25 protein-coding genes and 1 pseudogene are annotated in these 24,715 nt (G+C 67.5%); 12 read left to right on the top strand and 14 right to left on the bottom strand.

Features of this window, described 5'->3' with window-relative positions; genetic code table 11:
* Positions 1–178: 178 nt before the first annotated feature.
* Positions 179–1,129, top strand: coding sequence for a KPN_02809 family neutral zinc metallopeptidase (ypfJ, locus tag OG984_RS03290; RefSeq protein WP_328530225.1), 951 nt, complete (start codon positions 179–181; stop codon positions 1,127–1,129).
* 120 nt (positions 1,130–1,249) lie between these two features.
* On the opposite strand, the gene OG984_RS03285 is transcribed toward ypfJ, so the two are convergent.
* Positions 1,250–2,161, bottom strand: a complete 912-nt coding sequence (locus OG984_RS03285; protein ID WP_328530224.1) for a phosphotransferase — start codon at positions 2,159–2,161, stop codon at positions 1,250–1,252.
* 90 nt (positions 2,162–2,251) lie between these two features.
* On the opposite strand from OG984_RS03285, the gene OG984_RS03280 reads away from it, so the two are divergent.
* Positions 2,252–2,677: a hypothetical protein gene (locus tag OG984_RS03280; protein WP_328530223.1), complete on the top strand. Its 426-nt coding sequence runs from the start codon at positions 2,252–2,254 to the stop codon at positions 2,675–2,677.
* A gap of 10 nt (positions 2,678–2,687) precedes the next feature.
* On the opposite strand, the gene OG984_RS03275 is transcribed toward OG984_RS03280, so the two are convergent.
* The 6 genes from OG984_RS03275 to OG984_RS03250 are packed head-to-tail and all read right to left on the bottom strand — an operon-like array spanning position 2,688 to position 7,065.
* Positions 2,688–3,302 (bottom strand): acVLRF1 family peptidyl-tRNA hydrolase, encoded by a 615-nt coding sequence (locus tag OG984_RS03275; protein WP_328530222.1) that lies wholly within the window; start codon positions 3,300–3,302, stop codon positions 2,688–2,690.
* A 9-nt stretch (positions 3,303–3,311) separates the two neighbouring features.
* Positions 3,312–3,674: an MmcQ/YjbR family DNA-binding protein gene (locus OG984_RS03270; RefSeq protein WP_328530221.1), complete on the bottom strand. Its 363-nt coding sequence runs from the start codon at positions 3,672–3,674 to the stop codon at positions 3,312–3,314.
* A gap of 10 nt (positions 3,675–3,684) precedes the next feature.
* Positions 3,685–4,233 (bottom strand): ASCH domain-containing protein, encoded by a 549-nt coding sequence (locus OG984_RS03265; protein ID WP_328530220.1) that lies wholly within the window; start codon positions 4,231–4,233, stop codon positions 3,685–3,687.
* 27 nt (positions 4,234–4,260) lie between these two features.
* Positions 4,261–5,127 (bottom strand): GNAT family N-acetyltransferase, encoded by an 867-nt coding sequence (locus OG984_RS03260; protein WP_328530219.1) that lies wholly within the window; start codon positions 5,125–5,127, stop codon positions 4,261–4,263.
* A gap of 20 nt (positions 5,128–5,147) precedes the next feature.
* Positions 5,148–5,783, bottom strand: coding sequence for a maleylpyruvate isomerase family mycothiol-dependent enzyme (locus OG984_RS03255; protein WP_328530218.1), 636 nt, complete (start codon positions 5,781–5,783; stop codon positions 5,148–5,150).
* Positions 5,784–5,796: 13 nt separating this feature from the next.
* Entirely contained in the window at positions 5,797–7,065 is a 1,269-nt protein-coding gene (locus OG984_RS03250; RefSeq protein WP_328530217.1) for a dicarboxylate/amino acid:cation symporter, read from the bottom strand.
* Positions 7,066–7,372: 307 nt separating this feature from the next.
* Here OG984_RS03250 and OG984_RS03245 point away from each other — a divergent pair, with 307 nt between their 5' ends.
* Positions 7,373–7,714, top strand: a complete 342-nt coding sequence (locus OG984_RS03245; protein ID WP_328530216.1) for a WhiB family transcriptional regulator — start codon at positions 7,373–7,375, stop codon at positions 7,712–7,714.
* A 228-nt stretch (positions 7,715–7,942) separates the two neighbouring features.
* Here the strand turns inward: OG984_RS03245 and OG984_RS03240 are convergent.
* Positions 7,943–8,032: pseudogene (locus tag OG984_RS03240) on the bottom strand (metal-sulfur cluster biosynthetic enzyme); the annotation flags it as partial.
* Positions 8,033–8,521: 489 nt separating this feature from the next.
* Between OG984_RS03240 and OG984_RS03235 the strand changes: the two are divergent.
* Positions 8,522–10,042 (top strand): hypothetical protein, encoded by a 1,521-nt coding sequence (locus OG984_RS03235; RefSeq protein WP_328530215.1) that lies wholly within the window; start codon positions 8,522–8,524, stop codon positions 10,040–10,042.
* A 93-nt stretch (positions 10,043–10,135) separates the two neighbouring features.
* Here the strand turns inward: OG984_RS03235 and OG984_RS03230 are convergent, their stop codons facing one another.
* The 4 genes from OG984_RS03230 to OG984_RS03215 form a co-directional block, all read right to left on the bottom strand.
* Positions 10,136–10,372 (bottom strand): helix-turn-helix domain-containing protein, encoded by a 237-nt coding sequence (locus OG984_RS03230; protein WP_328530214.1) that lies wholly within the window; start codon positions 10,370–10,372, stop codon positions 10,136–10,138.
* Between the two features lie 652 nt (positions 10,373–11,024).
* Positions 11,025–12,140, bottom strand: coding sequence for a PIN domain-containing protein (locus OG984_RS03225; protein WP_328530213.1), 1,116 nt, complete (start codon positions 12,138–12,140; stop codon positions 11,025–11,027).
* A 186-nt stretch (positions 12,141–12,326) separates the two neighbouring features.
* Positions 12,327–12,917, bottom strand: coding sequence for a MucR family transcriptional regulator (locus OG984_RS03220; RefSeq protein WP_328530212.1), 591 nt, complete (start codon positions 12,915–12,917; stop codon positions 12,327–12,329).
* Between the two features lie 905 nt (positions 12,918–13,822).
* Positions 13,823–14,386 carry an NUDIX domain-containing protein gene (locus tag OG984_RS03215; protein WP_328530211.1) on the bottom strand — a complete coding sequence of 188 codons (564 nt, stop codon included), beginning with the start codon at positions 14,384–14,386 and terminating at the stop codon, positions 13,823–13,825.
* Between the two features lie 529 nt (positions 14,387–14,915).
* Here OG984_RS03215 and OG984_RS03210 point away from each other — a divergent pair.
* The 5 genes from OG984_RS03210 to OG984_RS03190 all read left to right on the top strand — a co-directional run bounded on the left by OG984_RS03210 (position 14,916) and on the right by OG984_RS03190 (position 16,981).
* Positions 14,916–15,110 carry a hypothetical protein gene (locus OG984_RS03210; RefSeq protein ID WP_328530210.1) on the top strand — a complete coding sequence of 65 codons (195 nt, stop codon included), beginning with the start codon at positions 14,916–14,918 and terminating at the stop codon, positions 15,108–15,110.
* On the top strand, positions 15,111–15,248 hold the full coding sequence (locus OG984_RS03205; RefSeq protein ID WP_328530209.1) for a DUF6086 family protein: 138 nt from the start codon (positions 15,111–15,113) through the stop codon (positions 15,246–15,248).
* The gene (locus OG984_RS03200; protein ID WP_328530208.1) at positions 15,238–15,465 is read left to right on the top strand and encodes a DUF6086 family protein; all 228 of its coding nucleotides are present in this window, start codon (positions 15,238–15,240) and stop codon (positions 15,463–15,465) included. The genes OG984_RS03205 and OG984_RS03200 overlap by 11 nt, the downstream gene beginning before the upstream one ends.
* 132 nt (positions 15,466–15,597) lie before the next feature.
* A complete protein-coding gene (locus OG984_RS03195) occupies positions 15,598–15,942 on the top strand; it encodes a hypothetical protein (protein WP_328530207.1) in 345 nt (114 codons plus the stop codon).
* 109 nt (positions 15,943–16,051) lie between these two features.
* Positions 16,052–16,981: a pentapeptide repeat-containing protein gene (locus OG984_RS03190; protein WP_328530206.1), complete on the top strand. Its 930-nt coding sequence runs from the start codon at positions 16,052–16,054 to the stop codon at positions 16,979–16,981.
* A gap of 106 nt (positions 16,982–17,087) precedes the next feature.
* On the opposite strand, the gene OG984_RS03185 is transcribed toward OG984_RS03190, so the two are convergent.
* Positions 17,088–17,516, bottom strand: coding sequence for a hypothetical protein (locus OG984_RS03185; protein WP_328530205.1), 429 nt, complete (start codon positions 17,514–17,516; stop codon positions 17,088–17,090).
* 265 nt (positions 17,517–17,781) lie between these two features.
* Positions 17,782–18,222 carry a helix-turn-helix domain-containing protein gene (locus OG984_RS03180; protein WP_328530204.1) on the bottom strand — a complete coding sequence of 147 codons (441 nt, stop codon included), beginning with the start codon at positions 18,220–18,222 and terminating at the stop codon, positions 17,782–17,784.
* Positions 18,223–19,305: 1,083 nt separating this feature from the next.
* Here OG984_RS03180 and OG984_RS03175 point away from each other — a divergent pair.
* The 3 genes from OG984_RS03175 (at position 19,306) to OG984_RS03165 (ending at position 24,351) form a co-directional block, all read left to right on the top strand.
* On the top strand, positions 19,306–19,821 hold the full coding sequence (locus tag OG984_RS03175) for a hypothetical protein (RefSeq protein ID WP_328530203.1): 516 nt from the start codon (positions 19,306–19,308) through the stop codon (positions 19,819–19,821).
* On the top strand, positions 19,796–21,142 hold the full coding sequence (locus tag OG984_RS03170; protein ID WP_328530202.1) for a hypothetical protein: 1,347 nt from the start codon (positions 19,796–19,798) through the stop codon (positions 21,140–21,142). Before OG984_RS03175 ends, OG984_RS03170 begins: the two co-directional genes overlap by 26 nt.
* A gap of 80 nt (positions 21,143–21,222) precedes the next feature.
* Entirely contained in the window at positions 21,223–24,351 is a 3,129-nt protein-coding gene (locus OG984_RS03165; protein ID WP_328530201.1) for a phage tail tip lysozyme, read from the top strand.
* Positions 24,352–24,715: the final 364 nt, after the last annotated feature.

Below are 24,715 nucleotides of genomic sequence, written 5' to 3'. Positions count from 1 at the left end.
CAGGGTGTATGGCTCGCAAGGCGGCGACGCGACGGCATACCGGGCTGTCTTCCGAGCGGCGCCAACGCAGCGAGGCGTGAGCCATGGGCGCGCGTAGCGCGCAGCCCCTCACGAGACAGACCACTAGTGTATGGGCGGGGCACTCGGCTCCACACATCAGCACCTCCAGGGGGACAAGATGCGGTTCAACCCGAAGGCCAGACTCGACACCAGCCGGACGTCCGGCGGCGGTGGCGGTGGCGGGTTCGGTGGCGGCGGCGGCCGGATCCCGATCCCCGGAGGCAAGGCGAGCGGCGGCATCGGCACCGTCATCCTGCTGCTGGTCTTCTTCCTCGTCACCCAGTGCATGGGTGTCGGCCCGCAGGTCCTCGGCGACGGTGGCTCGACCTCGGTCGGCACCGGCACCTTCGGCGGGCTCGAGGCGGCCGAGCGCGGCGACACCGGCGACTTCGGCTCCTGCCAGACCGGCGAGGACGCCAACAACGACGAGAACTGCGCCTTCGTGGCCCTGGAGAACTCGATGACGGGCTACTGGGACTCCCAGCCCGACCTCACCTCCCGGTTCCGCCCCGAGCAATCCGTCGTGATCTTCGCCGACCAGGTCCAGACCGGCGGCTGCGGCGCGGCCTCCAGCTCCGTCGGCCCGTTCTACTGCCCGGCCGACGAGACCATCTACCTCGACCCGACGTTCTTCGACTCGATCTTCGAGCAGCTCGGTGGTCAGGACACCACCTTCGTACGCGCCTACGTGCTCGCCCACGAGTACGGCCACCACATCCAGAACCTGCTCGGCACCATGGGCCAGGTACGCACCCAGCAGGGCCCCGACTCCGACGCCGTCCGCCTGGAGCTCCAGGCCGACTGCTACGCCGGCATGTGGACCGCCGCCGCCGAGAACGACGGATTCGTCGAAGACATCACCGACCAGGACATCTCCGAGGGCATCTCCGCCGCCAAGACCGTCGGCGACGACCACATCCAGTCGAGGACCACCGGCCGCGTGGACACCTCGCAATACACCCACGGCTCCTCCGAGCAGCGGATCGCGTGGTTCCGAAAGGGCATGACCACGCCCGACTCGATCGCCGGGTGCGACACGTTCAAGGCGCGGGATCTCGACAACCCGTAGGCCCGGGCGTTGGGATACCCGGTTAACCGGGTATTCCTGCACTTCTCGGGCATTGCAACGCCAGAGAAGTGCAGGAACCGCCCGAACGGTGTTGCGGATGTGACCCGTGGGACGTCGTGATCACATCTCGAGCAGCGCCTCGACCAGCGGAGCCTGCTTCTGCAGGGTCCTCAGATGAGGCGCGACCGCCGGGTGACGGAACTTCGCGAGCAGCGGACCCTCGCCCGGCGTGACCCGGCTCAGTGCCCACTCGGCGCGGCTGATCGCGGTGTAGACCGCGCTGATCTGGACACCGAGAGTCACCTCCTCGCGGGTCGCGATGCCGGGCGGCAACCCCAGGACGTACGCCTCAAGCAGGGGCTCGAACGACTCTCTCGCGTGCAGCAGGTAGAGGCCGAGATCGCCGCCGACGGGACCACGGCCGAGGCTGGACCAGTCGATCGCGATCAACCGCTCGCCGTCGTCGGTGCGGCCGAGGAGGTTCTGCGGCGCAGGGTCGCCGTGCTGGGCGACCTGGGGAAGCTCGTCGAGGAGGTCGGTGAAGCGACCACGCCGCTCCCAGAGGGTGTGGGCGATGTCCGCAGCGGTCGTACGCATCATGGTCGGCCAGCCGCCGTTGTACTCCACCCGGGCCATCCGGTCACGGAACTGGTCACGCGCCAGCCAGCGCACCTCGCCGAGGTCCGCGCCGGCGAAGCGGCCCATGGAGAGCGCCGCGAAGAGGCCGGAGTTGGCGGCGTCCTCGACCCACTCGGTGGTCAAGGTGATGCCATCGTCGTCCTCGGCCACGCTCGTGCGGGCGGAGATCATGCCAGGGGTGTCGTCGACCAGCCCCGAGACCGCGACGTCGGCCGCCCGCCGCCAGTAGGCGAAGTGCCGCCGGCGACCCAGCTCGACCGGGTCGTACGTCCCCGGGCGACCGACCCGCTTGACCACGACCGGCTCGTCGCCCACCGCGGTGCGCCAGACCCCCAGCGTGGAGGGTCCGGTGCCTCCGGGAAGGAGGTGCCACCCGGGGTCGGGTTGCCACATGCTTGCCAAAGTAGCGCATCCTCGCAGGTCGTCACCGCATTCGCCGCCGGGATGCCACGGCGGCGTGATCGTGCCGATATCGTTGAGCCGATGTCCGAGACTGACTACTGCGAGCTGTGTGACCTGCCGAAGTCACAGTGCATCCACGGCCGGCCCCCGGCCCCGCCCGCTCCGGCCCCGGTGAAGAGGCCGGCGACCCGGGTGCGCAAGACCACGACGAGCTCGACGGCCGCCCCGAAGGTCGTCACCAAGTCCGCTCCCCGCAAGTGGACCCCACCGGCCGCCTTCGCGCCGCTCATCCTCGAGATCCTCGAGAACGCGGGCGGCTCGATGTCCGCCGACGCCGTCCTCGACGAGCTCGAGAGCCAGCTGGCCGACCAGCTCCTGCCCGGCGACTTCGAGACCACCCCGGAAGGCGAGCTCCGCTGGCGCTACGCCGCCCGACGCGCCCGCCAGACGCTCCTGAGCGACGGCTCGATGATCAAGGGTTCGCCGGGAGTCTGGCAGCTCGCCTGACGCCGAGGCGTCAGCTGTCGGCGTTGAGGACCTCGATCCGCACCTTCTGGGCGTCCTCGATCGCCTGATCGAGCACCGCGCGGTTGGGGTCCTGCACGGCCAGCCACGGTCCGGCGACGGTGAGCGACCGCAGCCGCCGGTCCTCGAGCACGTCGTCGACGCCCCCGTGGTCGCCGCCGGTGACGAGCGGTCCGCTCAGCCCGTCGAGGATCCGCGCGGCGTGGTCCGCAGCCGCCTCATAGGCCGCGCTCGCCTGGTTCGCGCGGCGCCTGGCGAAACGCTGCTGGCTCCAGCCGCCGGCCTTGGTCTTTCCCTGCACGTGGCGGCGGCCGATCTTGTGGTCGGCGATCTCGGCGCCACTCATCCGGGCGATCGCGAAGCCGCCCTTGCGCACCAGCAGGATGCCCCACTCCCGCGGAGCCGTCGAGGCGGAGACGAACGCCTCGACCTCGGCCGGACCGGCGTACGTCTTCTCGAACGGGAGCGCCGCGATGAACGAGGACCCGTCGGCCGCGGCACCGGTCAGTGCCCCGGAGTCGACCGCGAGCCGGGTCTCGCCGTGGCGCGCGGCGAAGTTGTCGACCCAGCGCGGAATCCGAGCGACCGGGACGGCGACGTTGGGCATGGCCGTACGCTACCGGCCCAGGTCTCGCACCAGGCGCTCCGGCGCGATCTGCCGGTAGGCGTCCTCACAGATCTCGGCGACCTCGGCCCAGTCGACCTCACCGTCGAGCCGCATCCCGATCCAGCCGCGGCCACCGACATAGGGAGGCACGAAGAAGCGCTCGGGGTCATCGCCGACCACCTCGTCCTGCACGCCCGGCGCCGCGGCCGCCCACAGGTGCGGCTCGTCCCGCCCGTGGTGCCCGAGCGGCCAGAGCATCACGAACTGCTTCTTGACGAAGAACCCGGGCGCACCGTGCGTGACCCGCTCGGCGCTCTCCGGGAAGCCGAGGCAGATGCCCCGGACCCGGTCGGTCAGCTCCTGCGGTGTCATCCGGCTCGGTTCACTCCGGCTTCGGCCAGATGAGCTCGAAGCGCTCGAGGACGACCGGCATGTCCTCGGCGAAGCCGCGGTCGTGGCCGGCCTCCTCGGAGAAGAAGGTCCGGTGGACCTCGCGCCAGTGCTCCAGGCTGCCGTCGCCCTCGCCTTCGGCGCGGGCGTGCTCCTCGGAGACCTCGTCGAACGGCACCACGTCCACGGCGGTCGTCACGACCAGAGCCCGGGGGTGGCCGGCGCCGTCGAGGACGATGCCGAGGGTGCCGACGGTCGGGATGGGCTCCTCGGCGGCTTCGTAGTCCCACATCGCGGAGGCGGTCGCGGTCTTGACGCCCTCGAGAACGAGCTCGAGGAGCTCGTTGGACTGCTCGGGCGTGCCTCCGAAGGCCCACGCCGGCGGCTGCAGCGCCTCCAGCGGCGAGGCACCGAAGTAGCCCGGCGCGGCGCTCAGGTGGGCGTGGTGCTTCACGTCCTCCCAGAACGCTGCGATGTCGGCCTCCTGCTGGGAGTCGAAGGCAGGGGCATCAGGCGCAGGGGTCGCGGCGTCGTCGCTCATAGGCGCCACTCAACCACAGTTGGGCGGTCAGCCGTGCCGGGACTCGACAGACGTACGCGGCGCGGCGGATCGCGCTGTCACCAGGCGAGCCTCGACGCGCCAGCCGAGCCCGGCGTAGAGAGCCTCCCCCATCTCGCTGGCGACCAGGAGCCCGTGGACCGCACCGGCCTCGCGAGCGGCCGAGACGAGCAGGCTCATCACCGCGCCGCCCAGTCCACGCCGCCGGTGGCCGGGGTCGGTCTGGATGCGGTCGGCGACGGCGTCGGTGCCGATGACCGCGATCCGCCCTCCGGCCGCGGCGGCGTCGGCGTCGGCGTCGGCGTCGGCGTCGGAGCGCACCGTGACGGCGATGACGCCGCCGTCCCGCTCCACCTCGACGCGGTAGCCCTCGGGAAGCTTCCGCGACGCGTGGTCGGCGAGCCCGATCGACATCAGCGCCTCCTCGGCCTCGCCGGCCACCAGCCCGCCCTCGGCGAACCAGGGGCGTACGCTCCCGGGCGAGTCGGTCACCACCGACAGCCACGCCTCGGGCGTGGCCCGGACCGTGTCGACGAGCCCGGCAAGCGTGCCCGCGTCGTCGGTCACCACCCACTCGACCCGCCGCTCCGGCTCTCCCACCTCGACGCGTACGCCGCCCGGAACCTCCGTGGGACGCGGGAAGCCCCGCGCGTAGGCCCAGCCCCGGGCCCATCGCGAGACCAGCTCGGGGAGGTCGGCGTTCTGGGCGGCGAGCGCGAGGGCGGCCTGTCGGCCGCGATACCACTCCCCCAGCACGGTCGCTCCGAGCACTACGACGGCAAGCCCGAACGCCAGCGGATCCAGCGTGATCAGCCCGATCACCGCGATCCCTACCGCGGCGATGTAACCGAACCAGATCCGACCAGGTGCCTCCACGTCCGCGGAGCCTACCCGCGTCAGCCGATCCGCTCCCGCAACGTCGCCACCCCTGGCCCCTCCAGGTCGGTCAGCGCGACCGACCGGCCGGAGAGTGTCATCGCCAGGGCCTCGCTCGGGCCGGCGACCTCGGCGCCATCTTCCGCACCCCAGGACCAGTCCTGGTCGGTCGCGCGGAGGGCGAGTCCGTCGAGCCGTCCGGCCGGCACCACTCCGAGCGAGGCCTGCTTGGTCGGCAGCCAGTCGAGCACGGCACGCCAGTCCTCGAGCGCGACATCGGCGTCGAGGCCGAGCGGTCGGGCGCAGTCGCGCAGATGGATGCAGTGGTCGGTGAACTGCCCCATCGGACCGACCCCGGGGGCGGGCACCCGCTTGCCGGCGTACGTCCGCAGCAGCCCGGTCAGCTCGGCGACCGGTGGTCGCGCCTGCTCCTCGGCGATCGCCGAGGAGGCCCGGTCGATCGAGCCGCCGGCCAGCAACGTACGCCACAGCAGCCGTCCGATCCCGACCGAGAACGGCATCGCGCTGTGGCCCAGCACCTCCCTCACCGTCCAGGCGGAGCACAGGCTCTGCGTCTCCAGCTGGGAATCGTCGAGGCCGTCGAAGAAGTCGGCGAGCAGGCGGCGGTTGCCTGCGGTGCGGGCGGCTACGTCCATGCCGCCCATCGTGTCAGGCCGCGGCCTCCTCCGTGACCGGCTCGACCGCCGGCTTCGTCCCGGCGTAGACGTCCCGGTCGATCTCATCGGCACCATGCGCGACGAGCAGGGCGACCATGGTGTCCCCGTTGACGTTGAGGAACGTACGCAGGATCCCGGTGAACCAGTCCACCGCGATCAGCAGTCCGGCGGCCTCGATGGGCAGGTCCAGCGAGGTGGCGAGGAAGATCGCGACGACCGGGAACCCTCCCGGCACGGTGATCGTGCCGATGTTGAGCAGCACCGCGAGCGCCATCCCGAGAGCGATGTCCCCCGGCGACAGCGAGACGCCGGAGGCCTGGGCGAGGAAGAGCACCACGATCGTGTAGTTGAGGACCGCGCCGCACGAGCCCATCGTCATCCCCAGGCAGAGGGTGAAGTCCGCGACCCGCTTGGAGATGCCGAACTTCTCCACGGCGTTCTTCAGCACGGTCGGGAAGGTGACCGCCGACGACGTCGTGGTGATGGCGACGACGGTCTGCTCGGCGAGCTTGGCGGGCAGGAGCAGCGGGTTCAGCCGGGTGACCGCGACGACCACGACGAGGTAGAGGGCGAAGATGATCACCACCCCGGCCAGCGTCGCCCCGAGATAGGCCAGAGCCGTGGTGACGACCGCGAAGCCGACCCGGCCGGCGAGGTCGGCGAGGAGGCAGAAGACGCCGATCGGGGCCAGGAGCATGACGTACCTGATCATCAGCAGGACGATCGCCTGGACCTGCTCGAAGAAGGTGAGCACGACGGTCGGGCCGTTCGTGGCGGTGTAGCGGTTGAGCGCGAGGCCGAAGAGCAGGGCGAAGACGATGATCGGCACCATCGCACCGGTGGCCATCGCCTCGATGACGTTGGTGGAGACGAAGCCGGTCACCGTCTGCTGCCACCCGACCGCCGTCGCCGCGGCCGAGTCTGCCAGGGCCGGGTCGAGCTCGCCGTCATAGCGCATCCCCGAGCCCGGCTGGATCAGCTCCGCCAGCCCCCAGCCGACGAAGGCGGCGGCCACCGCGAACCCCAGCATCCAGCCGAAGGTCGCCCCGGCCAGCCTGCCCGCTCCCGCGCCGGTCATCGCGCCCGTCGCCACGATCACCGAGGAGGCCACCAGCGGGACGATCGACATCTGGATCAGCCGGATGAAGATGTCGCCGACGAACTTCAGGTTCGCCGCCCACTCCCCGGCCACCAGGCCGAAGACGATGCCGGCGACCGCGCCGACGAGGATCAGGACGGCCGGGGACTTCAAGACCTTCATCGGGTCTCCTAAGCGTCGGGGAGTCGGTCCCCGGACGCTAACCAGGCCGCGTACGCAGCGGGTTAAGCCGCCGTCACCGACACGTTTCCCGACAAACCAGTGGTTTCGCCGCCGTCCCGGTCAATACCATGGGTGTCATGCGCGAGACGACCATCTGCACCTCCCCGGACCGCCCGGTCCGGGGCGTGGAATTTACGCGCCCGGAGCCGCATCAGACGTAGGTGCTCACCGCACCCACCGGGCCGCTCCGATCGACGAGGAGCGGCCCTTTCTCATGTTCAGCAACAGTCACCAGGAGGTGAACGAGATGGAGATCATCACACTCTTCGGAGAGGGATTCAGCACCAAGACCTATGAGCTGACGCTGAAGCACCCGACTCCCCGGACCGACGAGTGGGCCTGCGTGGGCGAGGACCCGGAGCTCTTTCACCCCGAGGACCTCACCCAGCTCGCCGAGGCGCAGGAGGTCTGCGCGGGCTGCCCGATGCGACAGACCTGCCTCGACCTCGGCATCGACCGGCGGGAGTGGGGTGTCTGGGGCGGTGTCCTCCTGGAGAGCGGCAGGCCCCGCGACACTCCCAGAACCCCCGGGAGAAAGCCCTACAAGCGCAGCCAGGAGGCGATCGCACGGGCCGGCCGGGTCGCCTGAGCTGACGTGGGGTCGTGCTCAGGCAGCAGGGGCCCCGTCAACGTCCAGGTGCGGGACTCACCCTGCGTCGGCATGACGTGCCGAGCCGGGTGCTGTGGTCAGGTTCCAGCAGTCAGCTCCAGGACCTCGGCTCAGGCACCGCCCTCGTGGCGACCCCCTGAGCACGAAATGACGTGGGAGTCCCGAGGTCACCCAGTGACCTCGGGACTCCCACGTCGGGACGAACCCTCAGACGTTGAACCCGAGAGCGCGCAGCATCTCGCGGCCGTCAGGGGTGATCTTGTCGGGGCCCCACGGCGGCATCCAGACCCAGTTGATCTGGGATACTTCGCAGGGGCCGGCCTAATAAACCGCGCTTGACCTGGTCTTTTAACTTTCGACTCAACGCGCAGAAACGCTCACTACGCGCCGAACTACGCTCCATCCGACAGCGCCGATTTCGGAGTACTAATCCACTCGGATACCAACAACCACCGGTACCGAGCTGGTCGGGGTCTCGCTCAAGAGCTATCACCTGCGAGCGCCCCCTGGCGACCCCTGACGACCGCACGCTCATGGGCTAGCGAAGCACAGTCCGACTCCACATCGCGACCTCATCGAGCAACCCCTTCGCCCAGGCGCTCGAACTACGCCGCCGTGACCCTCTTCGGTCGGAGCTGGTGCCTCTTACGCTTGCCAGGCCGTCCTTCCTGAGTCCCTCAGCCTCACGCGGGTCGACAACACGCCTGAGTCCGTGTCGTCTGTTGTCCGCATGCGCGACACTGTTGTGGCCCGCCGACATGACAACCCCCGCGCGAAGGATGGACCGTGGCCACTGTGACGGACGAGGATCAGGAAGAGACCGATGAGCCGGTCCCCTGGACCCCTGACCCGGCCGGCATCTACTTCAGCGACAGATTTGGCGTCAGCCCACAGTCGCTCGAGGCGTTCGGCGCATTCGATATTTCTGTAGTCTCCGACCTGCCGGTCTTCATCGACCCCTTCCTTCTGTTCAACAGCGAGAAGGAGGAGTACTGCGCGCTCCACGACCAGATTCTCGACTACCTCCGGTTCCTTCGCGACCACGCCAACGAACCGCTCGACCCGGGCCGGATCAAGAGCTGGTACACGTTCAGCGAGGTGCGGCAGAACTGGCTCGGATTCGTCGTCGGCGGCAACCGCGGCCACGGACTCGGCAGAAAGTTCGCTGTCGCCCTCCACGCTGCACTTGGGGACGTGCTCGACAACTTCGGAGAAGAGACGATCACGAGCTCGAGCCACGTGGAGAAGCTCGCGCTCATCCGTCCCGGAGTCGGCCGTGACACCATCTCGGACCTCACCACGAATCTCATCAAGCACTACTTGCTGCGGTACACCAGCGAGTTCGCCGTTGCTCACCTTGCGCTGGAGGCCCGCAAGGCCGTGTCTGTTCCGCGAGCGAAGTTCAACTACAACACCCAGACTTGGGCGACTGCGAAGTACGAACTTCCCTACACCGACGGTGACTTCGTCATCTTGACGCCCGCCGACCTGCTGACCAAGGACGACACCTGGATCAATCGGTCGGACATGGTGAGTTCGTTCGATCTGCTCCCCGACGTCGCTGGGAACGATCAGTTGCGGTCCGACGTGAGCAACTACCTGCGCATACGACTGACCCGCAGGTCCTCGGACCGTGAGCGGCGCGAGGTGCGCGCACGGGCGTTGCTCCAGTTCCCCGAACTCATCGACTGCTACATCAAGCTCAAGGAGGACACCGGCGATCAGGCGGCGGCGACCAGCCGCGACAAGGTCATCGACACCCAGACGATGCTGCGTGACCAGGTCCAGCGCGCTGCGCGCGACCTGGCCGATAAGACCAACCTGTTCGAAACGCCCTGGACCTCGTACGACGAGGCGCTCCAGGCCGTCGAAACCTTCAAGAACTACGTGGAGAATCAGGACGGATGGCGAGTTATCAACCGCGGAGGCGGCAAGGTCTTCGCGAACGAGACTGAAGTCCAGGGATTCTTCGGCCTCCTCCTTCAGCCCTCGCGCTTCGACGTGAACCGCGAGGCCAACAACGGTCGCGGACCTGTCGACTTCAAACTCTCCATGGGCCTGGACAAGACCCTCATCGAGTTCAAGCTCGCCAAGAGCAGTGCCCTCGAACGCAACATGGAGCGCCAGCTCGCCGTGTACGAGAAGGCCAACAAGACGAACTCCTCGGTGTTCGTCGTCATCGGTTACAGCGACGCAGAAGTCTCAAAGGCGGCCAGCGTGATGAGGAGACTTGGGTTGGATCAGCCGGACGCGAGGAAGGTCGTCGTCATCGACGCCTCTCCCAAGCAGTCGGCGTCCAAGGTCTAACCCGTCGAGTGCACGGCACGAGACGCCACTGGATGATGCGGGATTACACCGGTAGCGGTCGCTAGCCCCTGCGCTCTGGAGATCCAGCCGCAATCAACTCAGTTGGGACGTGTCCGCCGCAGGATCCAGCAATGTCAGAGCAGCAACACCCAATTGCTCGGCCAGCGCGTCGACGGAGTCCAGGGTGAGGTTCCGCTCGCCGCGCTCAATGCCGGCCAGATAGCGCGGTGTGACGTCGAGTTGCTCGGCGAGCTTCTCCTGGGTCAGCCCCCGAGCACGGCGGAGCTCGCGCAACTGCGCGCCCAGCGCCGACTTGAGGGAATCCGCCACCCTCAAGCCTGTTGTCAGGCACCGATGACTTCCAGGTAGTCATCGGTGCCTGACAAGTTCGTCAGCACTGCTCAGACACGAGGGGCGCGATGGGCGAGTCGGGCGAGTCGGGGAGTGATGACGCGAGACGCCCGCGCCCTGGCCGCGCCGCCCCGACAAACCATCTCCGTCTCGGTCGACGTGACGATGCAGCTCGCGCTGTCGGCGCCGACTCCGGACGGCACGCCTATCGCCGAGGCCATTCGCGAGGCAGTTATCGACGCCGCCGCACGTCGGAGCGAGCGACCATTGCCCACGGACGACGCTCAGGAGGGCCCGGCGTCGGAACGACCGCCATTGATCGAGCCAGGGCCTCCGCGTCCGGATGGCAGCACCGGGCCACGCATCCCTCGGCGGGAAGCGCGTTACACGGCCGAGCAGGCGGCAGCGCTACGAGAATGGGTCGCTCGTCAGGTCGCGAACGCTCCCCCGCTGTCCGCCTGCCAGGCGCACGTGCTTCGCACGGCGTTCGTCGACGGCCGAGTCGTCCGTGGATGCGAGGCGCTCGAGGGGCCGGACGGGCGTCCGAGTGACGGCCACCGCGGACTGACCAAGTGTCAGGCCCCGGAATGCCTCTCGGACCATCGCGACGACGACTGACGCGCGGCACGGGTCAGGGGGTTACCTCTTCGACCTCATCCACGGTCAGCGCGACTCCGTCGACGGTCGACTCGGTGAAGTCCGCGCTCAACGTGAACCGCACACGATGCTGCTCGATCGCCCGGAACCTGTGCCGGTTCCAGTCTTCGTAGTACGTGAACTGCGAGCCGCTCACGAGGAAGGTGCTCTTATCGATGAACCCTTCGATGTCGCAGTCGGCGTCGACGGTCACGCGAATTGTCATCTCGTCGTGGTAGCCGGTACGGAAGATCTCGAACTCGATGGTGTCGTTGTCAGGATCGACGCCGTTGAAGGCGACGTCATCAAGCTTGGTGTGGATGGGGCTGTCGTAGATGTCTCCAGGGGCGCAGAACCCTACGGTCTCCAGCTCGTGGCCCCCGAGTTCCGTAAGCGCGCGGTCGACGAGGCGCGTCACCCGCTGTTGCGTGAGCGATCCACTCACGACGTGGAGGCGGTCCGCGAGTGGCTTGATCTCCTCGTGCTCCAGGAGCAGGTTTAGTCGCTTGACGACCTCGAAGCGCTGGCCCGAAGGGAGCTCGTCCTGTAGATCAGCGTGCAGCTCCCCGTCCTGGCCGGCGCAGAAGTCCTTGTGGTTGTCCGTCACGAAGATGACCGGGCCGGCCGGATCTGCGAGATCGTCGCAAATCGATCGGACGTTCTCCCAGATCAGCGCGTCGCGGAAACCCGTGCTCCCCTTGCCGCATTTGCCGCACTTGCCGAACGGCTTCCTCCGGTCCAGATCCCTCTCCAGCAGGTCGACGACCGCCACCTCTGGGAATGCCGGGATCTCGACTCCCCTATCGACGAGCATGGCCGTGGCGGCCTCGTGGAGGTCAGACCGGTCGACGGTCGGCAGCTCGATGGAGAAGTCTGGAATCCGGACCTCTCCCATGATCTTGTTGGAGCCGTCGAAGGCGCTCTCGATCTTCGCGTTGTTCTCGGCGATCGAGTCAGCCCACTGCCGGGACAACTCGTGCAGGACCACGTCCGGAATGACGAGCCGGATGTGCTTGGTCTTGGAGAGCATCAGAAGCACCGCGCTCTCGGAGCGCGTGAACGGCTTTCCGCCGAAGAGGGCGTTGGTATCGAGAATCACGACCGGCTTCACGGTCGAAGGGTATGTGACTTGGCGTTCCGCGGATCTCTCGCGCCGCCATCACTCGGACGAAGTTGTCGAGGAACTGAGACCGGTCATCCCCGCCGAACGGCTGGCAGGCGGTCGAACTCGGCTCGATCCTCGCCCGCAGCACGAGGTCGACGATCTCGGTGGCCAATGCCCGGATGACACGACAATTCATAGGCTGCGTGCCCGCGTTGCTCGACGCGCGCAAGACCGCGAGCAGAACCGCCGCCGCCTCGCACCCGCGAGGGGACAGAAGGATGCCCCGCACCACGCGCAGGCCACTACGGTGCCGAGCCGTCCATGGCCACGTCGCGCGCGGCTCGCTGCGAGACCGGCTGGAGACATGTCGTCACCCTTGCTCAGCCGCGTGGCCATCGCCGCCGCCGGATCCCGTGCTGCGACGAACCGCGACTTGAATTGGAAGGTTCGTCGTGCGTTGTTCGTGATGGTCTCCCGGGTCGAGTTTGCGACGAGTCCACGGCTGCGCGCGAGACCGTGAGCCTCGCGGTACTCGGCGGCCGTCAGGTCGTGGGCTTTCCACGCGCAGAGGCCGAGGTGCGCGAAGCGGCGGCCGCACTCGTGGCAGAGCAGACCGTCCGCATCCTCGTCGATCGCGGCGCGTCCGGAGGCGTCGATCATCCTGCGTGCGGCCGCCTCGCCGGCTATCTCGCGGTCTCCCTCCTCCGGGAGCATGAACTCATGGTCATCGGCGTCGGTATCGGCCTCGCGCTGGCGCTGAGCGGGCGGATCGGGATCATCCACGGATCCGGGCGTGTCTCATGGTTCGGGGTGAGACGGTTTGCATACGGCATCGTAAATTCGCGTAGCATCCCTGCGCGTTGCGGTCCGGGCGCCCGACGCACTGGATCCCCCCTGCCCCAGTAGCGCAGAGCGGCCGGACCGCAACGCTGTCGAGAGGCCGATCGCGAACTGGGCGAGTACGGCAACGGCGACCACAGTCCACCTGCGCAACGGCGTGCTCGCCGTCGTCTTGAAGGCGGCCACCGAGGACCAGGCATCGCTCGAACGCCCTGCGAGGGCGCCACATTGCCGAAGCTCGATCCCAGCTCGGCGCTCGCGCCGATCACCGCAGACCTCGCCGAGACCGAGCGATGCGCACGCTCGGGCTCGAAGGCCTGCCACGGGCGATGAAGGTCCGCACCTCCATCCTCGGCAAGGACGGCACACGTGCGGTCGAGCGACGAGTTCCACTCGCGGGCCGATGCCGGGCTGGTTGGCGCTCGTCGCGCACCCAGTTCTTCGCGCCTCAACGCCAGGCTGACAGCGCGACCCCGCAGAGCAGGCACAGCTCGACCTGGCCCGCTCACCGCCACCTCGCGAGAGACCACCGCCAAGATCCCCCGCGAATGCGCCGATGACAGAATCATCGCCCTCGGACGCGGCCGCATCGCGGTCCTCGACCAGGACCGGCTGCGCCGTGCCTGCGGTGCCTGACCGCAGACCCATGGCGGGCTGTCGCGGCGAACGCTCCCAGCCCCGGTGATGCCCGGCTACGTCCTCTCGGCTGCAGTTCGGGCCGCGGACTTCGACAGCCGCCTGGGGCGTGCCTTCGCCGTCATCAGCTGCTCGACGCCGGATAGTCGACGCTGACTGCGGCCCGGGGCTGCAGGTCCCACTAGGACTTCATCCATCTGTCGTCAGCCTGATCACAGAGATCTGGCGACCGGCACGCTCCTGGAACCGCCGCCACCTCCCTTACGGCGAGCGGCGGACCCCCACCATCCGTCGAGGGAGACCTCAGCGCCTCCGGTGAGGTACTGGTGAAGGGCGCTGGCGGTGGTGTCAACGAACTGGGTCGGGATGGAGTCGGTGCTGACCCAGCGCACTTGGGCGTGTTTGCGTGGCTCGCGGTTCTCGGGCTCGCCGGCCCATTGGTCGGCGACGAAGACGACTGTGAGGAAGCCGTTGGGGGCTTCGACACCCCAGGCGCTGTGGATGATGTGGGCGACCTTGAGCCACTCCGGCTTCACGGTGAGACCGGTTTCCTCGTACAACTCACGGACCGCGGTTTGGGTGATCGGTTCGCCGGGGTCGCTCTTGCCTACGGGGATGTCCCACATGCCCTGGGCGAACTTGGCGCTCTGGCTTCGCTGGAGCAGGACGACGCGGTTGGTCGTCTTGTCGTGGACGATGACGGCGGCGACCAGCAGGGTCATCGACTCGAGTGCTGGCTTGAGGGCCTCGGGGTGGGCGTTGGACTGCTGGGTCACAGGGACTCCAATCGTCGGGTGGTCTTGGGCATGTTAGGCGAGCGCCTCACGGGCGCGGCGGGCGAGATCAGCGGCGCCAGGAACACGGCGACGCTGGTAGATTGGGACGATCTGGAGGGGCCTAGATCGACGCCGGTGACACGGGCCCGGAGCCGAGTGCCTGGTGGGCGAGGGCACGCATCGTCCACGGGGCCATGACCGTGAGGGTCTGCCTCGCAGGCGCGAGCTGGTAGCCGACTTGGCAGTAACGCTGAGCGGCGCCTTCGTGGCCCAGGTCGTGGTGCTTCCATCCTGCGAGGTAGGCGAGCTCGGCAACCGCGCCGAAGGCGCACGACGCGTGGCTTCACTGGCGAAGCGGCCGCGCTGGCAGCCGTGTACGAGTCGGCCGCCGAGTGCGGCGTGGAGGAGGGCTCCGGTCTGGCCATCGACGTGTCCCTGGCTACGCCGGAGTGCGGTAGTTTTAGGATCCGGGTTCGCGGGTAGGACCTCTAGGACGAGGTCGTTCGCCCCGATCGGGAGGGAACCCACGATGACGCTTGATCTGCTCACCCAGGCGCCGGCCGTCAGCGACCCCGCAGGCGCCGCGAAGCGCGAGATCGACCGGCGGAATGCTCCGTTGCGGACCGAGATCCAGCTCGTCCGTGGCAGGGCAGGCATCGAGTCAGCCATCGACGCGCTGCGCCGAGCAAACCCCGGCGTCGACATCAGGGTTAGGTTCGCCTAGATGAGCTTCATCATCGATATCAACGACGAGACCGTCTGGTCGCCCGCGCTTTACGTCGGGACCGCATACACATCCTGTGCCCAAGGGCTCGGGACAACGGTCGGCGTCGATCCCGGCTTCACGTTCATTGCTGAATGACTACGTCGAGGTCGACCCGTCCTCCTTCCAAGCCTTCGCCACAGCCCTGCGCGCGCGTGTCGGCGCGTCTCGCGACCACCTCGTGCTGGTCCCGCTGATCGACGCCGTCTTGGTCCCGAGCCTGGTCATGCTCGAACGAGCCGGCTACGCCATCGACATCTCCGCGGATCCAGAGCTCCTGACGAAGGTCGAAGCCTGCCGCACTCTGCCCCGCTGATCTCTGAGGGCTGTTTGCCCTCCACGAAACGCAAGGACTGCGATGGTTGCCCCGGATGGTATGCCGAAGTTCATCGATTGGAGCCGATCGTTCGTTCCTCCTGCGGGTGCGCTCGATTACCTCTCTCAGCAATTGAGCGTCACCGACGTCGTACTGCTCCTCAACCTGATCACCCCACCCTTGATCGAGGTCGAGGGCTGCGTCCTCTTCAAGGATCGGTACTTCCCCAACACCTTCGCGGACTGGGCGGCCCACCTCGACCATTCGCCGCAAGCCCTCGAGAGAGTCACCAACCAGGTCAACTTGTGGGACGTGTTCGAGCCCACAGATGCCACTGAGGAGGAAGCGCTGAACAGCGTCGCAACCACCCTGACCCACATCTGGCCAGAACATGCACGCCGCTCCTTCCCCGACATGACCTTCAAGAGCGAGATCACCGACTCCTACGGGCCCGGGGTGACACTCTTCCGAGCATGAGATCGGATAGGGCTCCGAGAAGCAGATCGGGACCGTCTGATGGTCGGATCTGCGCCAGACCCGACCATCTGACACGCCCTTCACGAACTAGGCAAGGACATCTCCGCGGGTGAACACCAAGCAACTCAAGCAACGCTGGAAGGACGACCGAGAGCTCGCCAATGCCACCACGGCGTGGCTGGGCGACACCAGCCTCCCTATCCCCGCTGGCATCAGCCAGGTCGACGGGCTCATCGACCTCCGCGGCCTCCCCACCTTTCCCGCAGGGCCGGTTCGCAAGATCACCTCAACACGATGGGACCACCTCGACCTCTCACATTCCGACCTATCCGGCTTGCAGCTTCGCGACGTCGAGATCACCGACTGCCGGCTCGACCAGGCGAACCTGAAACGGGCCCACCTCATCAACGTGGAGTGCTCCCGCACCACCCTGGTCTCGGCTGACCTTCAAAGCGCTGGCTTCGGCGCCCTCACGCCCGAGACCCAAACCATCTGGCGCGAAGTCGACTTCACCTACGCCAAGATCAGCCGGCACTTATGGGTGGGAGCCACCATCGACCGCTGCACCTTCCGCGGCACCAAGATGAAGCGCTCCGAGTTCCACCGCTGCCTCATCACCGACACCGTCTTCGCCACCGACCTCACCGAGGTCACCTTCAACGGCACGACCCAAGGCATGATGAAGTCCCCGCCTTTCCCGGACTACGACCGCGTGCCCATGCGCCGCCTGGACCTCACCGATGCCAAGCTCTTCTTCACCGCGTTCCGCAAGTGCGCGATGGAAGACACCACGTGGCCCGATAATCCCGACATCCAGATCATCGACCTGCCATCGCCCCGATTGGACGCGGCGCTGTCCTGGCTCGACTCCCAAGGAAACCGCGAGGACGCCGCAGCCGCGAAGGCCATCAGGCGAGCAACCGGGGAGGCATCCATCGCCCTTCCGCAAGGAACCCCGTTCATCCTTATCAACCTCGCCGAAGACGACACCCCTCCAACCGAGAGCCAACTGCGCAAAGCGCTCGAAGAAACCACGTAGCACGTCGACCAATCGAAGCCGACCGTGCCGGCTACCGCCACTAGCCTCGATGTTTCGTGAGTGAGCCCGAGCTGGTTGGCTTGGGCTCACTCGCGAAACATCGAGGCTAGGACACCCAGCGCAAGTCGACACAACTCCGGGGAGCGGTGAGCCGGCTGACCTCTTCTGCTTCCCGCGCCACCCGCTCAGCCACACGGTCGAGGTGCCGGATGCCGTCGGCGACGTACATACGCGCCGCGGCGATGGCGACGAGACCGGTCTCGTCGTCCGTGACATCCCTCAGCTCCTCAAGTGCGACGAGCAAAGCAGTGATGCTATCGGTTAGCGTCGCACAGTCTTCGGCGGTCGGCGCGAAGGGCGGACCCCATGGGCCGTCGACGAGTTCGTGGTGAGCGGCGCTGAGGTAGATAACGAAGTCCCCGAGCGAGGCTTCCTCCGCCATCGCCGACATCGCGGCGAGCAGCGACATCGCGGCGACGTAGGCCCGGTGCGATCTTGGGTGGCTGTTTCCCATGTACATATCCATGGAGACCATGACACCTGGTCCGACTCGAGCCGTCGACCAGGTCGCCCAGACCTGTGGATAAGTGGTTCCCGAGGGTTGCCTGTGGACAGCAAGCGGCCCATTCCGACGCGGAGCCATCTGGCGCCAGACTATCTGGGCTGCCTACCGACATGCGGACGATGCCCGTGCGTCGCGGCTCGCGTCGACACCGTACGACACGATCGCAAGCAGTCGCTAAAGCCGCGATCCGCCCCGCACAAGGAGCCTGGACCGGCCACGGCAGGCTCTCGACGGGTCAGGCAGTCGAGTCGCGGTCGCTACGCTCTGTCGCCTTGCGGTCACGCCGCCGCTGGTGCTCTCGCAGTTTGTTCTGGTCTTCGGTCAACACAGCGAGGGCGCTGTTGACCCGATGCAAGTCGATGCCGGACTTGTCGAATACCGCTTGGAGAGAGGATTGCTCGCGGCGGTAGTGCTGGATCTGCTGGCTGAGATGAGCATCGGCGTCCCCCTCAACCAGCAGCGCACCAAGCGGAAGTTTCAAGACATCAGCCATCGCGACTGCCTCGTCGAGCTTCACTGTCCGGGCCAGCCCCTCGATACGGGTAATCGCGCTGGGGTCGATCTTGGAGCTGAGCCGTTCCGAGACAAGCTCGGCAAACTCGGCTTGAGAAAGGCCAGCGCTCTCTCGTTCCTGTTTGAGTCGCTGCGCAAAGATCCTGCTCGGGACAGATGTCATGGACTTGGATCCGATTTCATGTGGCGATGGGACGGATTCCGGGCCTAGCCAACGCTGATATCGAATGGCCATCGGCGACCCAGAACGCATTTCCGGCGAGGACAACCAGGGGCTCCTGCTGTTCCCGCACGATACACCCGTCGCCCTGTGATTGCGACAGGGCGGGCGCGGGCGCCACCTCAGCATCGACACCATCCGCCATGGCGCGACCTCGCGCATCGGTTCCTGTACCAGGTCTCCAAATCCCTTCGCCGATTGCTCGCGGGGGGCGAAGTCAAGGCAACCCAATCAACAAGACGGAAGACCGCACTTCAGCAGACTGCCCGATCGCTCGCCACCCACGAGCTGACGCCACCACCATGCCGCCTAGCTGACACCCACCGACACGATCGCGACGTACACCTGGACCCTGGTTGAAGCGCCACCGGAAGGGCGTTTTGCGGATCGAGGCGTAGAGCTTCACAGCGGATCGCAGGTCGGCTCCACCGGCAGCCTCGAGTGCGAACCCGGAAACCGTCCACCAAAGCCGACCACTCATGCAGACGCCACCGAGCAAGACGATCGAGCAGGGTAAAGGCATATCGCCACGCCTCCGAAGCGCCTCGGACCTGCACTGACGGAGCGCGTGGATCCGGGCATCCAGGAAACGGTTCCGTCCGTGGACCATTCGACGTAGGCTTGGCACCCTAAGGGGCCGGTCCAGCTCAGGACGCGGCCCCTTTGCCATGCCCGCACGCCCGTAGGATCCACCGGGTATTGCAGGCACCCTGGGCGCCTGGCCGGATATCGAGGATGCTTCTGACTACGGTCAGCGACCGGCGCGCCGCCGGGCACCGCCGGCGCATGTCGCGCGGACCATCATCGCGCGAACGCTAGTGGACCCCTCGCGAGTCGCGGATCAGGTCCGCCAGCAGAGTGATTCGCGCTCTGGTCGCGCCCTCGATGGCCATTGGGTCGCAAGCCTCTGCCGCCAGCGCCCCTCTGTCGCCATTCGGGTCACAACCTCCATAGGCACCCTCCTTCTATCCGGATCGTCATTGATCGACCATTGACCCATGATTCATGACTATTATCGAATGATCGATGGAAAGACGTGACTACCAGAGGGCAATAGACATGAGTGACATCTATCAGGCGACGATGACGGCTTACGACGGGGCCGGATCGGCGGCGCCGGGGGCGTGGGACCTGCTGAGCTTCCTCGAGAACGCAAATGCCTACCTCCAGATCGCCGGCGGAGCACTCCTGATGCTGCTCGGCGTCGCCTGTCTGATCTGGGGCGGGGTCGTGTGCGTCAAGAAGCTGACTGCGTCAGCACAGGCGGCCAGTCAGGAGCATTGGAGCAAGATCGTGGTGCTCATCCTGGTCGGCGGTGCGTTCATGGGTGGTGGCTGGCCGCTGATCAGCAAGATCGGCTCCGGCGGCGAGAAAACCATCACCGAGCTCGGAGGCGGCACCATCGTCATCGGCGCCCTCACCGCACCTGGTGCCCGATCGGTTCTGGGCGATTCCACAGACACGCATACCGAGCCCGACAACGCCGACGCCCTCAGTCCCGCCCACGCTGACAGGGATGGCTCGGTCATCGGCGGTGCGTGAAGTGAAGGGCGTCGACGTCAAAGCCACGGCGATTGCGCTCAGTAGGCGGCTTAGGCTCGACTCGCACCACGAGATCGAGCGGTTCGGCGTGGTCTTCTCGATCCTGGCCTGTCTGGGCGTGATCGTGTTCGCGGTCTCGGGTGCCTCCGCGTTCGAACGGTCTCGGAGCTTGCTGGCGTCCAAGGCCTTGTATACGGCTGACTTCACTACGTCCAAGACGCTGCTCGCCGGTGAGGTCGACGGGGTCTATGTCAACCGCGCCCGAGACGTGGCCCTGGTGATGATGCACTTCGACCCCGAGGCTCGCATTTCCCACACTGCCTCGGACTACCGGGCGTTCCTCCTCGGCTCTGATGAGAACCTCTCGACCGACCCGGTGCAGACGCCGGCGGTCCACGGCTCTCTCCATGTCTTCGGGTCCACCGGCTATCTGGGGGTTCTGTTGCGGTCCTCGGAGCCGTTCGAGTCCCAGATCCTCAACCTCACCGTGCGGGCCAACGCCGAGCTCTCCTTCGCCGACCCACAGGCATCCGGGGCTGATGCCGATGAACTCGCCGGCGACGTCACCTTCCGCAAGTTCGACCAGTGGCGGGTCTTCCTCAACCCCGGCGCCAGCGACACCACCACGATCAGTGCGCTGGAGGCCAAGCGATTCAACCCCGCGAAGGCGTTCTACCAGGTCGTCACCCGTGAACAGGAGGCCAGCGCACGCGGGGCGCTGGACGCGAAGCTGCTGGAGATGCGCGCGGATCTGACCCAGGTCAGCGCGTATGGCGATGACCTGGCCACGACCAGGGTCGGCAACCTGTCGCTACAGCCACCGACCGTTCCGCCGATCCTGGCCGGGGATGAGGTCACAGGTGCCTCGGCGGCCGAGTCCGACCCCGGCCGCTCCAGCCTGAAGCTGGTCACTCGGAGCGTGGTTCCGGGCGGGTTCGATCTCGATTGGCGTGCGGGGACTGTCTATGACGGCTACCTCGATGAGGTCGTGCCCGAGGGGCAGTCCTATGTCACCTATCTGGCGGCCAAGCAGGCCGAGGCCGCTGGCACCGACGCCCAGAGCCAGATCAGCGACATCAGGTGGATCCTGTCCGACGGCACCGACCTGACCGGCGACTACGCCACCTCCGAGGTCGCCATGCGTCCGCTGACCAACGTCATGAACAGCCTCTCCCAGGCCTACCAGGCCTACTACACCCACAAGCGGGAGTACCAGGAGGCACTGACTCTCGATCTGCTCGCCCTCGACATCGATCTGCGCGACGTGGAGTCCAACACCACCGAGCACGACGGGCGGGGGTTCCTCACCGTCTACCAGTGACGACCACAGCTACAGGGCACCAGACCAAGGCGGGACACAACACCAGCGACGAGCACGAGGCACGAGCATGAGGAGGGGACGTGACCAACAAGGGAGACGAGACACAGCCGGACGAGCAGGAAGGGCCAGAAGGTCCGGCCGGGAACCCGATCAACCGCGCTGGCTCGCACGGGCATGGGCGGGGCCGCAAGAGCCTCGACTCCCCCACGAACGGCTCACAACCCACCGCACGCAAGAGCCTCGGACCCACCGGTAACCCGCGGAACCGGTCCGGTGAGCGGGGCACCGGCGGGAGCGACCTCGCCAAGCGTGCCCAGGGCGCGGCCATGGGCGCCCGCGCGGGAGGCCAGATCGGTGGCGCCTACGGGGCCGCAGCAGGTGCGGCCCTCGGCGCTCTCGGCTCCGGCAGCACGAAGAGGACCTCGTCGCCTGGAACCACTGACGACGGAGATGCCGAGCGCGACGCATCGTCGGGCAAGGATGTCCCTGCCAACCGGGCCGGTGGCGGTATGGGTGGGTTGCGCCGTCGTGGTGCGGTGCTCGGCGCCGCGACGGTGTTGCAGCCGCTCGCCCAGGGTGTCTTGCTAGTGGCGTTGCTGAACTGGCTCAAGTCCATGTTCTTCATGCTCGCGGCCACGGCCCTCAACCTGGCGCGGCTCTTGTGGGCGCTGGTGGCGACGGTCAGCAAGGCCGTGATCGGCAAGATCGTCGGTGTCTTCGCCGGTGTCGGCCAGGCCGCCTCCTCCCTGCTCGGGTTCGGCCCCGCCGCAGCGACAGCGTTCAGCTGGGCTGCGGCCACGGGGACCGCGCTCGTGGTCACGCTCGCCACGGCCGCGATCGTCGGGACCGCACGAGAGACCACGGCTCGAGAGGGAGCGCTCGAGACCAGCTGCAAACCCGCTGCGAGGAGCGGACCCGGTCAACTCGGCATCGCGCAACCAGGAGACGCCGACGACACCCAGACCCCACCATCCACAGACTCATCCACAAGGCCTCCCCCGGGCTCATCTCCGGGCTCATCGACAGGTCGCTCGCAAGGCGCGGCGGTTGCCGGCGACCCCGAGGCGAAGGGTGGTCAGACCGGATCCGGTCTCCGCCTCGGTGAGATGCCGGAGGTGAACCACGCTCGGATCCAGGACGCCCGGGTTCGCGGTTCTGTCCGGGCGGCGGTCGCCAATCTGCCCGAGCGGATGCGGAATGGGCGGGCGGCCTCGATCCGGGCGCTCATCGGCGCCGGGGCCGAGGTGATCGCGCTCAACGAGGTGCCCAGGTCCTCCCCCACCCAGCTGGCGGCGATGGCCCCGGGGTTCGGTGCCTACAAGGACACTTACACCAACATCGCCACCGGGGGTGGCAAGAACTCCCTGGAGAACGCGGTGCTGTGGAGCACCCGCGTCTATCGGCTGCTCGATGGCGGCCGGTTCCAGTACGTCGAGAACGACTGGGCCCGCCTCAACGGCCGTCCTTACCTGTCCAACCGGTACGCCACCTGGGTCGTGCTCGAACGCAAGTCCGACCACCAGCAGATCGTCGTGGTTTCCACCCACCACATGACCAACCCACGACGCTATCCCTCCCGTGCCGGCCACAAGATGCCGCAGACCCGGATGGAGCAGTACGAGGCAGGGATGGGTCTGCTGCGGCAGATGATCACGCGGCTCTCGGCCTACGGCCCCGTCCTGGTCGCCGGCGACATGAACACCCGCCCCCGCGACGGCGCCTGGTCCGCCCTCCCCCAGATGAGACGCTCCGGCTATACCCACACCCGCGACCACGGCGTCGTGTATCAGTTCGTCCCAGGCGGCGCCAAGGCCACCCACACCCGCCTGATACCGGTCACCTCCGACCACTCCCGAGCACTGCTCACCACGATCCGACTCGGCAGCGGACGCGACGGCGGTTCCCCCGGGTCGACGCCGGGAGCACCCACATCGGAGGCGCCAGGCACCTCGTCTGACCTGTCGATACCCGGAGGCGGCGGCTCAACCGGCGGGCAAGAGGGCAGTGAGAGCTGCTGTCCGCCCGCGGAGTCGAGCCAGGTGGTCACCGCGGGTATGGACGTGACCTCGATGGGCTCGCAGCAGACGCTGGCCAACGCCAAGCGCGTCTATGGCGTGTTCAAGAGGTGGGGTATGCCGGAGGAGAATATCGCCGGCGTCCTCGGCAACTGGTCCCAAGAATCTGGCATCGACCCCACGGCTGTCGAGGGCATCGGGACCGAGCCGTTCCGCGTCGGTGCCCGCAAGCAGGCCGCCATCGACGCCGGCGGCACCATGGGCATTGGCCTGGGCCAATGGACCGCAACCCGCAACACGCTCCTGCAGCAGTACGCCGCAGCCCACGGCCGCCCATGGTCGGACCTCGCCACCCAGGTCGCGTTCATGGCCACCGGCGACAACCCGGGCGACGTCGCCGTGTTCAACTCCATGATCTCGACCCGTCAGGGCACCCCGGCGCAGGCCGCCGTCTGGTTCCACCACGAGTGGGAACGTTCCGCCGACGACGCGACCGGTGTCGCCGAGCGCTCCGCTGACGCCGAGCGCTGGTACGCACTGATGAGTCGCTGGGATGATCCCTCGCCCGGCGGCTCGACCGGCAACACCAGCCCCGGTGCTGGTGTGGGTGACTCGATCCTTGATCTGGTCGACGGGGCGCTCCCCGAGGCAGTCACGGCGGGCCTGACCGCGGCCGGCTGCGACCAGGACGGCGAGGCCAGCTTTGCGGGCCTGCGCTCGGGCGGACTGGACCCGCTCGCCGCGCAACAGCTGATCGACCTGTACCTGCGCGAAGGCGACCGGTTCCTCGACATCCGCTACGGCGACCGGGGAGGGCCCGGTTCCTGCGGCTCTGACCATGCAGCGAACTGCAAGTCGTTTTCCACCTACTTCATGAACAAGTACACCAGCTTCGGGCAGTACGCTCCCGGCGACGGCATGGACACCGCCGGATCCATCGCCCGCATGACCGGGAAGACGACCTCGAAGACCCCGAGCGTGTACTCGGTCTTCTCGTCGGGGTCCAGCGCACCTGGACATACCGGTGTGGTCCTTGGGGTCCAGGGCGACACCCTGATCATCGGCGAGGCCCATTACTGCGCCGGTCGCGGCAACACCCGCATGGTGCCCGCCACCGTATGGCGAGCCCAGGAGTGGACCTTCGTCGACGTCTCCGACCTCATCACCGATCCAGCCATGGGCGGCGCCGCATGAGGCACCCACCGCGAGACGAAACGCATCGGCCAAACACAGCGGCCAACGTTCCGCACTCACACATCGAGGGAAGGAGCGGCCGTGGCCAACCCGGATCACACCGAGCGCGATGACACCGAGCCCGATTGCACCGAGCCCGATCGCACCGACAGCACCGACGGCGGCGCGAGATCTGCTGGCGACCGGGCCACGGCAAACGTCGAGCCGCCGTCCACGCCGTCTCTGCGGGTCCAGCTCGCTTCCGGGTCGTGGAGGCCGGCTCGGATCACCGGCGACGACCTCGCACGAGTGCTCACCTCACGGCACCGTAAGCCTGACCCGTCAGACCCCTCAGACCCACAACGGACCGAGAGCGACACAGTGG

This window comes from Nocardioides sp. NBC_00368 (assembly GCF_036090055.1).
Taxonomy (GTDB): Bacteria; Actinomycetota; Actinomycetes; order Propionibacteriales; family Nocardioidaceae; genus Nocardioides.
This window is presented reverse-complemented; position numbering and strand designations above follow the sequence as displayed.